This is a genomic window from Arthrobacter sp. DMZ02-1R, from assembly GCF_057747935.1.
The window spans coordinates 2168192-2180971 of the sequence record NZ_CM173230.1; the positions used below are offsets into that span (position 1 = coordinate 2168192).

The following is a 12780-nucleotide window of genomic DNA, read 5'->3' on the forward strand; positions in this document are numbered from 1 at the left end:
ACAGCAGAAAGCCCCCACGAGGCACAAGCACGCGGCCAGAGCGACATTGCGAGTGCCCCGCAGGGACTTTTGGGAGGGACGAATCAGGTCTAGCCCAGTGTGGACGTGTCAATGACGAAGCGGTACCGCACGTCGGACGCGAGCACGCGCTCGTAGGCGTCGTTGATCTTGTCTGCCGGGATGACCTCGATCTCGGCACCGAGTCCATGCTCGGCGCAGAAGTCGAGCATTTCCTGGGTCTCGCGGATGCCGCCGATCGCGGATCCGGCAAAGGAGCGCCGTCCGGTAATGAGCGAGAACACGTTGACCGGGAGCGGCTCCGCGGGTGCGCCCACGTTCACCAAGGCGCCGTCGAGGGCCAGTAACTGCAAGTAGGAGCTGATGTCGATCGGGGCGCTGACGGTGTTGATGATCAGGTCAAAAGTGCCGGCGAGCGATTCAAACGTTGCAGGATCGCTCGTGGCGTAGTACTGGTCTGCGCCCAAGCGCAGGCCGTCTTCCATCTTCTTCAGTGACTGGGACAACACCGTGACGTCGGCGCCCATTGCGTGTGCGAGCTTGACGGCCATGTGGCCCAGGCCGCCGAGTCCGACCACGGCGACCTTCTTGCCGGGACCCGCGCCCCAGTGCCGAAGTGGCGAATAGGTGGTGATGCCTGCGCACAGCAGGGGAGCGGCGGCGTCGAGCTCTATTCCTTCAGGGATCCGTACCACGAAGTCCTCGGTCACCACAACGTGGGTGGAGTATCCGCCCTGGGTGATGGTCCCGTCGCGGTCGACGGCGCCATAAGTCCCGGTCATGCCCTTGAGGCAGTACTGCTCCTCGCCCTTGCGGCAGTTCTCGCATTCGCCGCAGGAGTTGACCATGCAGCCAACACCTACCCGGTCGCCGACCTTGTGGCGGGTGACTTCGACGCCGACTTCCGTGACAATACCGGCGATTTCATGGCCGGGAGCAAGAGGGTAGGACTGCGGTCCCCAGTCGCCGCGGACGGTGTGGATGTCTGAATGGCAGATGCCTGCGTACTTGATCTCGATCAGCACGTCGTGGGCGCCGACGTCGCGGCGCTCAATGGTGGTCGGGATGAGGGCCTCGCTCGCGGAAGGGGCGGCGTAAGCATTCACGGTAAGCATGTTTCTCCTGTTTATGGACGGAGGATTGACACTATCCATCCAACAGGAGATTTCCGATGTGAGGGAGTCCCTGCTGGTAGGGGTACTGGCAGGGACTCCCTCGGAATCGGATCTGTTCGGGACTAGCTCTTACCCAGGAAGATCGGGTTGGTCAACGCTGCCATGGGGCCGAGCGGGAGGTTCGCGCCCATCTCAGTACCGCTGCCCGACGTACCGTCGGCCTTAGGGTGCCTGACTTCGACGCGCACGTACGCCGCGAGTTGGGGGGTGGTGAGCCACGTGCTGGTGCCTTGGCCCGACGCGGGAAGCGTGATCTGCTGGGTCTGCCCTTCATCCGTGATGAAGCGCACGACGCCGTTCGGCACCCCTGCGATCTTCGCCGTCACGGTGACTGGAGCGTCTGCCGCGACGTCGAGACGATCGCCGACCGTCGCGCTCTTGCCTCCGGATGTGACCTTAAAGTCCACCGAGACGTCCGCGGACTCGGCGATCCAGTTCCGGCCATTGCGGATGCCGTCCAGCAGGGCATCGCGGGACAATGCGGCGGCGTTGACCACGTTGTGGGGCCAGCCGATGACCTGGGGGACGCTGTGCGCGTCGCTGTTGCCCATGGCTGGAAGCCATCGCCCGCCTGTACGCGCGGAGTGGGCCAGCATCGAGTCCCACGTGTTGACGGAGTACTCGTCGTCCAGGGTCCACGGGCCCGTCCACACTTCGACCGCGTCGGCGTCGTCATACCCGAACTTCCAGCGGCAGGCGACGTAGGGGCAATACGGATGTGCCGGGACAACAATCCCGCCGGAGGCGTGGATCCGCTGGGCTTCCTTCTCGAATCCCTTGTCGCGGGCCCGGTAGCGCCAGTCGATCCACTCGCCGGGCTCCAGGCCGAGGGCGAGGTAGTGACCGTTGCGCGTGGTGACTTCCTCGCCAGTGAGGATGAGCAGGTCATTGCCCGCGAGCGGTCCCCAGACGCCGTGCGACGCCGGTGTGTTGTGGTCCGTGGAGATCATGAAGTCGAGCCGCGCGGCGCGGGCGCCCGCTGCCACCTCTTCGCGGGTGCGCTTTCCATCGGAGTAGACCGTGTGCAGGTGCGCGTCGCCGCGACACCATCCTGCGCCGCGGCCGGCGATCTGCTGCGCCGGATACTGGGGTTTGAAAGGCGTACCGTCCGGTCCATACTCGAGCGTGACATTCACGGTGTAGTCAAGGCCCTGTTCGGCGACCTGGTACGGACCGAGAACAACGTTCCAGGTGCCCTTACCCACGGGTCCAGATGGCCGGCGATCGTCTTGGTCATACTGGTTCCGGTAGCGGCTGCCGCGAAGGAAACCGGTGCCAGGGTCAAAGCTGCGCTTGTCAGAGAGGCGGCCAGAAAACCGCGCCGGGTTGCGGGGAAGGGGACATTTTCGCTCGAATGGGCTTTGCATGGTGAACTCACCCCCTCGATGTTGCCGACCGTTACTGAACAGTAGGCAATGGAGCCAAGAACGCCGCATGAAACCACGGGCGGCAGCAAGCGGCGTCCATTTAGTGGACCCGTCCCGGTTGGACCCTTGCCACAGACGATTCCCGGGCTTACTGTTCTTGGCATGCACCTACGGCTGGGGCGACGGCGCGAACCTTTCCCACGGACCGAACAGGACGGTGTTTTAGATGTGCGATATTCCGGGTTTGATCAGTCGCCTGGAGGCCCAGGACCTCGCTAGATTGCGGGAACTCGGCAGCAAACAGCCCTTGGAACCACAACTGATAGCTGCCATAGACTCCGCGGCTGGCGGGCCAGGGGAAGGCCGTGGCTATTACGTGGTCAGTGGCTCCCTGTATCCAGTCGAAGCCAGGGACTACCACCTCCGGGAAGATGTAGCCGAAGCCGTGTTTGAAGCTGACAACACTTCTGTAGACGTCACGGCCTGACCAGCGCCGATACCGTTACTCCAGCCAGGGGCACCGGTCCACCCAGTCAAGCCCGGGTGGACCGGTGCTGTTCGGCTAGAGGGTTCCCAGCAGCTCCTTCATTTCCTTGATCTCAGCCTCCTGTGCCGACACGATGCCGTTGCCCAGCTTGAGTGCGTCCGCGTTCTTTCCATCAGCGCTTTCCTTCTGCGCCATGACCACGGCCCCTTGGTGATGGGCGATCATCTGGGTGAGGAACAGCTTGGCTGCTTCAAGCCCTTGGGCGGCCGAGAGTTCCTTCATGTCCTCATCGCCCATCATTCCGCTCATGGGGTGGTCGCCGGACATCTCGGCGGGTTCGTTCCAGGCTTTGAGCCAGCCGGTCATTTTCTCGATCTCGGGGCCTTGGGCTGCTTTGATCCTCCCAGCGAGTGCGGTCACCGGAGCGGGGATGTCCTTCTTTGCGAGCACCACGTCGCTCATCTGAACGGCCTGGGCATGGTGCGGGATCATCATCTGAGCGAAGGCTCCGTCCGCTGCGTTGTGCTCTCCGGCAGCGCCCACCACCGAACCAGGCGGGGACGAGGGGGTGCTTCCGTGGTTCATTCCGGGCATGTTGTTGCCGCCGGTTCCGGCTGCGCAGCCGGCCAGCGCGATGGCCGCGGCAAAGGCGAAAGAGGTCATGGTCAAGGTCTTCTTCATGGTTTGGGGTCCTTCAATCATTCAGCCGGAAAAGGTGCGGCTGCGTGGGACGCGCACAGCAAGCCCACTAACGGGCGGCGCGTCAGGGTGAAGTCTTGTGCAGCGGGCCGAACGGCTCGATGCGGCCGCGAATTTTACGTGCGACTGATGCAGAGATCCCCCGGGGAAGGACTTCCCGGACGGTGCGAATAGCCGGCAATCTGTGAGCCCGGCTCCCTGGTGCGTTGATCTGCATATGGCAGGACGCCTGGCAAAGGTGCCGTGAGCGAGTCATGGCTCGGGGCAGGTACGCAGACGGCACCCATGGCCGACATCGCCGTACAGGTGCCCGAGCTGGTGCAATGCGATGCGGGCAGCTGAGCCAATTGCCGGACGGACGCGCCGGCCGGTGGCGATGGATCACCCGATGGCTCGATGTGGCCACCGTGGGCGCCCGCCATTTCGACGTCGATCCCGCTCGCGAGGCCGTGCATGCTGTGGCTGGCGCCCATTACGTGCATCCCGAGGATTCCGGCGATGATCGATAGGAGCGCGGCCAGCAAGCCAATATGGCGGAGGAAGGCTGTGGCGCGGCCCCGTAGGGGGTCGGTCATGGTCTTCCTCCTTCCGAACTTGTGTTTGTAAGGCTACCGGCTCAGGCCGGGCGCTGCTACGTCGGTTCTGGGCGGCGACGCTGCTGAGTCTTCCGCTGTGGGCGGTTGAACTGCTTTCGCAGAGGCCGCTTCCCGGGCAAGGAATGCTCCGAGCTCGTTGATGGTGCTCATCAACGGAGCCGGGAAGACCACCGTGGTGTTCTTGTCTACGCCGAGTTCCACCATGGTCTGGAGGTTGCGCAACTGCAGCGCCAAGGGGTGGGCCATCATGGTGTCGGAGGCCCGGCCCAGTGCGGCTGCGGCCAAGGATTCGCCTTCGGCGGCGATGATCTTGGCGCGCTTCTCGCGCTCAGCTTCCGCCTGGCGGGCCATGGCGCGCTTCATGCTGTCCGGCAGTTGGATGTCCTTCAACTCCACCAGTGTCACCTCGACGCCCCATTCCAAGGTCAGCCCGTCCAGGATCTGGCGAATGTTGGCGTTGATCACGTCCGTTTCCGCGAGCGTTTCGTCGAGGGTGTGTTGCCCCACAACCTTTCGAAGCGTGGTTTGGGCGATTTGGTCGATGGCCGCATGGATGTTTTCAATCGCGATGACGGACTTGATGGCGTCCACCACCCGGAAATAGGCAACGGCGGAAATGTCCACGCTGACGTTGTCCCGGGTGATGATGCCCTGCGACTGGATGGGCACGGTGACGATCCGCAGGGAGACCTTCCTCAGCCGGTCAACGAACGGGATGATGACGACGAGGCCAGGTGACCTGACGCGCTGGACCCTTCCCAGCCTGAACAGGACGCCGCGTTCGTATTGCGTGACGATGTGGACGGCCATCCCGAACCAGATGACCGCTACGACAATGAGCACTATGAGAAGGGTGATGGAGTCCGCCGTCATAGCCACCTCAGGCTCCGTTCCTAGGCGCTGTTGAATTCGTGGCGGTGAGACTTCGGGGAGTTGCAGTGCAGCTGAAACAGGAGCCGAGATGCCGCCGTAATGAAAGGAACGCCCCAGCCAGGACATTCCTTTCACTTCTTGGGCTAGACCCTCTCGCGGGTCCGGTCGATTACCGGTTCCGGATCGTTCGTGAACTCACGGCGGCGGCGTGGGAAGGCCCAGAACGTGAAGTCCTTCGTGTCCACCTTGGGTTCAGGACGTTCCTCGGATTCCCGTGAGGCATCTTTCCTGGTGTCCCGCTGGAAATCTTTGTAGTACCCGTAGCACATCACTGACCTCCTTCTAGCGATTGCCCTTTAATCGTCCTCCCGATTCGGTAAGCAGTCCACCTTTCCGGCTCGGTTCCGCATGTATGCACAATGGAGGAGTGAATTCCCCACTCGTCCCGCCGGACGCCGCGCTTGCCTACAGACTCTTTGACCTTGGCGCGATCGGAGCAGGACTCGTTTTCGCGGACTCGTTGGAAGAACTCGCTGAAGCGCTCGGCGCAAGCGGGGCGGCTGGAACCGCCGTCGTGCAAGCGCCCCCAGGAACCGGCAAGACGACGCTCGTTCCGCCCCTGCTTGCCAATATCGCGGCCGACTCCGTCAACGTGGATGAACGCCCCCGCGTGGTGGTGACCCAGCCACGCCGGGTTGCTGCGCGCTCGGCCGCACGACGCCTCGCCGCCCTCGACGGTAGCCGCCTGGGTGACCGCGTCGGGTACACCGTCCGGGGAGAAAGCAAGACGGGTCCGGGAACCCTGATCGAGTTCGTCACCCCGGGAATCCTGCTGCGCCGACTGCTTGCCGATCCAGGGATTGAGAGCATCAACGCCGTGATTCTTGACGAGGTTCACGAACGGGGATTGGAAACAGACCTGCTGCTCGGAATGCTCATCGAGGTCCGTGAGTTGCGCGAAGACCTCGCCCTTGTGGCGATGTCGGCAACCTTGGACGCGCCACGGTTCGCTGCGCTGATCGGGCGTGCCGCCGTCGGGGAGGGCGGAACCGGAGAGCACGACGGCGCCGGACCGGCTCCGGTCGTCGACTGCCCTTCCGCGCTGCACCCCTTGGAGGTGGACTGGGCACCCGCGGCCGTGCCGCGAATGGATGCACGCGGGGTGGCCCGCGCTTTCCTGGACCATGTGGCGGATACGGCGGCGGCGTCGTACGCCGAAACGCTCGCGGCCGAGCCCGACATCGACGCCCTCGTGTTCGTCCCCGGTGCATGGGAGGTGTCCTACGTCGCGTCCCGGCTGCGCGCCCGCCTCGCTGCGAGGGTACCGGACGCGGAGGTGTTGGAGCTCCACGGACAGGCAAGCCCGGCAGAACAAGACCGGGCAGTTTCCGGGCGGGAACATGGCGGACCTCCCCGGATCATCGTGTCTACCGCATTGGCCGAATCCTCCCTGACTGTTCCGGGAGTCCGGCTTGTCATCGACGCGGGGCTATCCCGCGAGTTGCGGCGCGACTCCAACCGCGGCATGTCCGGCCTGGTTACGGTCTCCTGTTCCCGCGCGTCCGCGGAACAGCGTGCCGGACGCGCGGCACGCCAGGGGCCCGGACGGGTGGTCCGCTGCTACGAGCAAAAGGCGTTTGGAGCGGCGCCAGCCCACCCCACCCCGGAAATTGCGTCCGCGGACCTGACGGGCGCCGCCCTGGTCCTGGCCTGTTGGGGATCGCCGCGTGGCCGGGGACTGGCCCTTCCAGACACGCCGCCCCAAGCCGCGATGGATGATGCGGTGGAAGTGCTCCGGGAACTCGGCGCGATTTCCGCGGATGGACTGGCCACGGACGTGGGAAAGACCCTGGCAAGGATTCCCGCCGATCCGCGCCTGGCCCGCGCACTGCTCGATGGCGCCGCCGTCGTCGGGCGTCGCGCGGCGGCTGAGGCCGTTGCACTCGTTGCGGGGGATCAGCGCCCTCCTGGCGCTGATCTGACTCGCCTCCTTGCTTTGCTCCGGTCTGGCAAGGACCCCGCAGCCGTACGTTGGGCGGAGGATGTCCGACGCATGGAGGCGATCGCCCGCCAGGAGGGCTCCGGCGTCGTACGCTCCCTGTCTTCACGGGCGAGCCTGACTTCTCCGGCGAGCCCCGCGGAAGTGCTCGGGTTCGTGGTCGCCCTTGCTTTCCCGGACCGTGTGGCGCGTCGCGTTCCTGGCTCCGGGCCTGAGCGCTATTTGCTCACTTCCGGGACGCGCGCCGGGCTGCCGGCAGGAAGTCCGCTTGCCGGCCACCAATGGCTCGCAGTGGCCGAAGTGTCCCGCGCCGAGGGCCGGGATGCGGCAGGGACCGGCGCGGTCATCCGTTCCGCCGCGCCCCTGGCAGCGGACTCGGCGCAAGCTGCCGCCAGCCACCTCCTGAGCGACACTGTGGAAGCAGAATTCAAGCAGGGCCGGGTTGCCGCCCGGCGGGAACGGCGGTTGGGCGCGATCGTGCTTTCGTCGACGCCGATCCGGCCGTCCGTGGAAGAGGGACGCGCTGCCGTAGCCCGCGCCCTGGCGAAGGACGGCTTGGAGACGATCGGATGGTCGACGGCGGCGGATGCGCTGCGCAGGCGCCTGGCCTTGCTGCACCGGGAATTGGGTGATCCATGGCCGGACGTTTCCGAACCGGCGTTGCTGACGAGTCTGGACCGATGGCTGGCACCGGAGCTTGAAGCGTTGGCTGGAGGCGCCGCCACGAACGCGATCAACCTGGCCGAGCCATTACGGCGGCTGTTGCCGTGGCCAGAGGCGGCGCGCTTCGGTGATCTGGCGCCGGAATGGCTTGACGTGCCGAGCGGTTCGCGGGTGAGGATCGACTATCCGGACGCGGCGGACGACGGCGGCCGGCCGGTGGTGGCCGTCAAGCTACAGGAATGCTTCGGCTGGGCTGAGACGCCCCGCTTGGCAGGCGGGCGGGTGCCGGTGCTCTTCCACCTGCTTTCCCCTGCCAGGCGACCGCTGGCCGTGACGGATGACCTGGCTTCCTTCTGGTCCGGCCCCTACGCCCAGGTCCGCGCGGAGATGCGCGGCCGCTATCCAAAGCATCCCTGGCCTGAAGACCCTTGGACAGCGCCTGCTACGGCCAAGACCAAGCAGAGGATGTGACCCGGGGAGTGGCCTGGCTGAGGACTGGGAGGCATTCACAGGCTTCTTCTCTAGGATGCCACGGTGATGAACATGGAATTGCGTCCCGCTGACCTGGCCAACGACTGGTGGCAAGCTGTGGTGCGGGGATTCACCACGCCGGAGGTCCCAAACTTCTCGACGCCCGTTGTCTTGGGCATCCTCGCGGTAGCCGTCGTACTGAGTATCCCGCGGGCCACGTGGCGCTGGTTTGGCCTCTATGTGACGTTCGTGCATGAACTCGGACACGCGTTCGCTGCCCTCATGACGGGTCGGATCGTTCACGGGCTCAAGATTGGGCTCGACCACTCGGGCCAACTCCTCAGCAGTGGGCGTGGCAAGTTCGGAGCGGCCTGGTCCGGGTTCTGGGGATATCCGAGTCCCGCCGTGGTGGGCGTAGCGCTCATCTGGTCTGTGTTCGCAGGACGGTCGGCAGCGGCCATGTCCATTGGGGCGTTGGTGCTGCTGGTCGCCCTCATCTTCCTGCGGAACTTCACAGGAATCTTCGTTGCGCTCCTCAGCGCGGCGATCGCGCAACTGCTTCTCATGTTCGCTGGCGCCTCGACGGTCAGCCACGTCGTGTTGGGACTCGGAATAGCCTTGGAAGTGGGCGCCGTACGGGATTGGTTCAAGGTTGTATCGGTCCACACCCGGCGTCGGGATCGGCTGGCGTCGTCCGACGCCTACATCCTGGCCCGTTCCACCGGGGTGCCGTCGTTGGTGTGGCTCGTGGCATTCGCGGTAGTCATTGCCGCGAGCGCCGCCTTTTCCGTTCGCATGGTGTGGGGCATGCTCTCCTAGCCCTTGCGGGCGCGGTTTCAGGACCGTGAGTTGGCTTTCCTCTTGCCGTGCGCCGGTCGAGGGTGTGGAATCGGTTAGCAAGGGACGCGGGGGATTCGGCTTCTACTCCAGGAGGTGCTCATGTCGGTGAAAGGCTCAGGCAGTGCGACGAAGGGGTCGAACCGGACCAACCCCGATCTTCGGCGCGCGGACGCTTCGGCAACGTCAGCCGATCGGCCCGAGAATATCCGCAATGTTGTCTTGATTGGCCGCTCGGGTGCTGGGAAAACGATGCTGCTTGAGTCCCTCCTCTACGCCGCCGGCGTGGTAACCCGAATGGGGTCGATCGTCGAAGGCACCACCGTGAGTGACTCGGAAGCGACGGCCATCCACCAGCAACGTTCCATCGGTCTTTCGGCAGCACCCCTCGTGTTCGACGACGTCAAAGTGAACCTTCTCGACACCCCGGGCTACGCCGATTTCATGGGCGAGTTGCGTGCGGGGCTGCGTGCGGCGGATGCGGCGTTGTTCGTTGTGTCGGCCGTTGACGGGGTCGACGCCGGGACCACCGCGTTGTGGAGCGAATGCGAGCGCGTCGGCATGCCCCGGGCCGTAGTGATCAGCCGTCTTGACCATCCACGGGCGAACTACGATGCCGTCCTCGCTGAATGCCGCAGATCCTTCGGTGATTCGGTCCTGCCCCTCCATTTGCCGGTCCGCCATGGTGACACTGTCACGGGATTGCTTGGGCTTCTTTCCGGTTCGGTGTCTGAGTACACCCCCGGGGATCCGCGACCCGCAGTACGTCCTGCGGCTGCGGAGGAACTGGCCGGCTCGGACGGTGCCCGGGGTGAGCTTATCGAGGGCATCATCTCGGAGAGCGAGGATGAGACGCTGATGGACCGGTACCTTGGCGGCGAAGACGTCCCCGTCGACACCCTCGTGGAGGACTTGGAGACCGCGATCGTCCGGGGGACGTTCTTCCCGGTGCTGGCAACGTCCTCCGTGACCGGCGTCGGCACGGCCGAACTGTTGGAGGTCCTGACGCGGGCGTTTCCGTCGCCCACTGAGCGTAGGCAGCCTACCGTAACCGACTTGGGTGGGACACCCGTCGAACCGCTCACGTGCGATCCAGACGGCCCGCTCCTTGGCGAAGTGGTGCGGACTACCGTTGACTCATTCCTGGGGCGTGTCTGCCTTGTCCGGCTTTTCTCGGGGACGCTTCGCGAGGACTCTGCCGTTCACGTGGGCGGGCACGGCCTGGCCGAACGGGGCCATCCCGACCACGACAGCGACGAACGGATCACGCACCTCTACTCCCCGTTGGGGTCCAGCCTCCGGCCGGTGCCTTTCGCCGTGGCCGGGGACATTTGCGCGCTGGCGAAGGTAGCGAGCGCCGAAACGGGAGACACCGTTTCCGCCCGCGAGGCTCCGCTACTCGTGGAAACCTGGGACATGCCGGAGCCGCTGATGCCTGTCGCGATCGAAGCGGCCTCTCACGGCGACGAGGATGCACTATCCAAGAGCCTGGCCAAAGTCGCGGCGGGCGATCCGACCCTGCGGGTGGAGCGGAACGCTGAAACCCACCAGCTGGTCTTGTGGTGCATGGGAGAGGCACACTCGGAAGCGGTCCTCGACAGGTTGCGCGAACAAGGGGTGAAGCTGCAAACGGTGGACGTCATCACCCCGCTCAGGGAGACTTTCGCCGCCCAAGCCGCCGGCCACGGCCGCTATGTCAAGCAATCGGGAGGCCACGGACAATACGCGATCTGCGATATCGAAGTGGAACCCCTTGAACGCGGGGCAGGTTTCGAATTCGTCGACAGGATTGTCGGCGGAGTCATCCCCGGAACTTATGTTGTTTCGGTCGAGAAAGGCGTCCGGGCCCAAATGAACAAAGGGGTGCGGGCAGGCTTCCCGGTAGTCGACATCAGGGTGACCCTGGTGGGTGGCAAGACGCACAGTGTCGATTCCTCGGACGCGGCTTTCCAGGCCGCTGGCGCTTTGGCATTGCGGGAGGCCGCTGCGGCCAGCAGCATTCAACTCCTGGAGCCGATTTCGGCCGTTACCGTCCTTGTCGCAGACGATCACGTGGGCGCCGTCATGAGTGATCTGTCTTCCCGCCGCGGGCGTGTCACCGGTACGACGTCCGTGGGCGGGGAAAGTACTGAAATCAGCGCCGAAGTTCCGGAACAGGAATTGCTGCGGTACGCGATCGTGTTGCGGGGACTGACCGCGGGCAGTGGGCGATTCCGCCGGGAGTACCTGCGGCATGAGCCGCTGCCTCCTGGTATTGCAATTGCCGCCGCGAAGTCTTGATGACGTGCATCGGCTCAGCCGTTCCCGCGAAGGAACGCTGATACCGGCCCCGCCAAAGAGGCACCTACATCCGCGGCGCTCTTTTTGACTCCCACGCGATCAAAGGAATGGTCGCCGCCGTCCCACCACTCGATAGCGGCCGTCGGGCCAATCCGGGAAACAACGCCTTCGAGCAACTCGGGCGTTGCGAAGGTGTCTCGAGTGCCCTGCAGGAAGAGCATGGGCAGGGTGAGCCCGTAGAGGTGCTCGTCACGCAGCTTCTCTGGTTTCCCCGGCGGGTGCAAGGGGTAGCCGAGGTAGACGAGTCCAGCCGCGGGCATGCCTTCGGCTACTGCAATCGACGCCATGCGACCACCGAAGGACTTCCCTGCCGCCCAGAGCGGCTCGCCCTCTGAACGGGACGCCGCTTCCGCCATGACGGCCCGCCACGCCGCGATCGCCGCAGGTGGCCGGTCGGGGAACCTTTTGCCGGCTTCCCGGTAGGGGAAGTTGAATCGCAAGGTTGCGACGCCGTCGTCGTTCAATGCGCGTGCGAGGCCGCCCAGGAAGGGATGCTCCATGCCCGCTCCCGCTCCGTGGGCGAGCACGAGGGTCGCGAACGGCTTGGCAGGCCGGGCGTAGATGCCGGAGATCGGTGCGCCGTCGACGTCGATGGCGATCCGGGTTTCGTCGACGCTCATTCGAAACGGGAGGGATCGCCGGTGCCGCGCCTGACCACTTCCGCTGTGCCGCTTGAGAAGTCCACCACGGTTGTGGGCTCCGCGCCGGTGTCCCCTGAATCGATCACGGCTTCCACCAGGTTGTCCAAGCGTTCCTTGATTTCCCAACCCTGGGTCAAGGGCTCCTCCTCGTCGGGGAGCAACAAGGTGCTGGAAAGGAGCGGTTCACCCAGTTCGGCCAGCAGCGCCTGGACGAAGGTGTGGTCTGGAATGCGCACGCCGACTGTCTTTTTCTTGGGGTGCAGGAGCCGACGCGGCACTTCCTTGGTGGCAGGAAGGATGAATGTGTAGCTTCCCGGCGTGACGGCCTTGATGCTTCGGAACACATCGTTGTCAATCATGACGAACTGCCCCAGTTGTGCGAAGTCCTTGCAGACCAAGGTGAAATGATGTTTGCCGTCCAGCTGGCGGATCGAGCGGATCCGGTCGAGGGCTTCCCTGTTGCCAATTTGCGCGCCGAGTGCGTAGCAGGAATCGGTGGGGTAGGCGATCAGTCCGCCCGACTTCAAGATGTTCACCACCTGGGCAATTGCGCGTGGTTGGGGGTCCTGCGGGTGAACATCGAAGAATCTTGCCATGCCAAGAGCTTACGGGCA

Annotated in this window: 12 protein-coding genes; 4 read left to right on the forward strand and 8 right to left on the reverse strand. The window is 64.8% G+C overall.

Going from position 1 to position 12780, the window contains the following annotated elements; all coding sequences use genetic code 11:
- Positions 1 to 89: 89 nt before the first annotated feature.
- On the reverse strand, positions 90 to 1133 hold the full coding sequence (locus AC3ANQ_RS10615) for an NAD(P)-dependent alcohol dehydrogenase (RefSeq protein WP_488305021.1): 1044 nt from the start codon (positions 1131 to 1133) through the stop codon (positions 90 to 92).
- 122 nt (positions 1134 to 1255) lie between these two features.
- A complete protein-coding gene (locus AC3ANQ_RS10620; protein WP_488305022.1) occupies positions 1256 to 2398 on the reverse strand; it encodes a CehA/McbA family metallohydrolase in 1143 nt (380 codons plus the stop codon).
- A 406-nt stretch (positions 2399 to 2804) separates the two neighbouring features.
- On the opposite strand from AC3ANQ_RS10620, the gene AC3ANQ_RS10625 reads away from it, so the two are divergent.
- A complete protein-coding gene (locus AC3ANQ_RS10625; protein ID WP_488305023.1) occupies positions 2805 to 3047 on the forward strand; it encodes a hypothetical protein in 243 nt (80 codons plus the stop codon).
- Between the two features lie 75 nt (positions 3048 to 3122).
- Here AC3ANQ_RS10625 and AC3ANQ_RS10630 read toward each other — a convergent pair whose 3' ends face one another.
- From AC3ANQ_RS10630 to AC3ANQ_RS10645, 4 genes are all read right to left on the reverse strand, one after another.
- Positions 3123 to 3728 (reverse strand): DUF305 domain-containing protein, encoded by a 606-nt coding sequence (locus AC3ANQ_RS10630; protein ID WP_488305024.1) that lies wholly within the window; start codon positions 3726 to 3728, stop codon positions 3123 to 3125.
- 134 nt (positions 3729 to 3862) lie between these two features.
- Entirely contained in the window at positions 3863 to 4321 is a 459-nt protein-coding gene (locus AC3ANQ_RS10635) for a hypothetical protein (RefSeq protein ID WP_488305025.1), read from the reverse strand.
- Positions 4322 to 4354: 33 nt separating this feature from the next.
- Positions 4355 to 5215 (reverse strand): slipin family protein, encoded by an 861-nt coding sequence (locus AC3ANQ_RS10640; protein WP_488305301.1) that lies wholly within the window; start codon positions 5213 to 5215, stop codon positions 4355 to 4357.
- Positions 5216 to 5358: 143 nt separating this feature from the next.
- Positions 5359 to 5544: a hypothetical protein gene (locus AC3ANQ_RS10645; RefSeq protein ID WP_488305026.1), complete on the reverse strand. Its 186-nt coding sequence runs from the start codon at positions 5542 to 5544 to the stop codon at positions 5359 to 5361.
- An 83-nt stretch (positions 5545 to 5627) separates the two neighbouring features.
- Between AC3ANQ_RS10645 and hrpB the strand changes: the two genes are divergently transcribed.
- The 3 genes from hrpB to AC3ANQ_RS10660 all read left to right on the forward strand — a co-directional run bounded on the left by hrpB (position 5628) and on the right by AC3ANQ_RS10660 (position 11465).
- Entirely contained in the window at positions 5628 to 8348 is a 2721-nt protein-coding gene (gene hrpB / locus AC3ANQ_RS10650; RefSeq protein WP_488305027.1) for an ATP-dependent helicase HrpB, read from the forward strand.
- A gap of 66 nt (positions 8349 to 8414) precedes the next feature.
- On the forward strand, positions 8415 to 9167 hold the full coding sequence (locus tag AC3ANQ_RS10655; protein ID WP_488305302.1) for a M50 family metallopeptidase: 753 nt from the start codon (positions 8415 to 8417) through the stop codon (positions 9165 to 9167).
- A 120-nt stretch (positions 9168 to 9287) separates the two neighbouring features.
- Entirely contained in the window at positions 9288 to 11465 is a 2178-nt protein-coding gene (locus AC3ANQ_RS10660) for an elongation factor G-like protein EF-G2 (RefSeq protein WP_488305028.1), read from the forward strand.
- A gap of 14 nt (positions 11466 to 11479) precedes the next feature.
- Here the strand turns inward: AC3ANQ_RS10660 and AC3ANQ_RS10665 are convergent, their stop codons facing one another.
- Positions 11480 to 12145, reverse strand: a complete 666-nt coding sequence (locus tag AC3ANQ_RS10665) for an alpha/beta hydrolase family protein (protein ID WP_488305029.1) — start codon at positions 12143 to 12145, stop codon at positions 11480 to 11482.
- Positions 12142 to 12762, reverse strand: coding sequence for an L-threonylcarbamoyladenylate synthase (locus AC3ANQ_RS10670; protein ID WP_488305030.1), 621 nt, complete (start codon positions 12760 to 12762; stop codon positions 12142 to 12144). Before AC3ANQ_RS10670 ends, AC3ANQ_RS10665 begins: the two co-directional genes overlap by 4 nt.
- Positions 12763 to 12780: the final 18 nt, after the last annotated feature.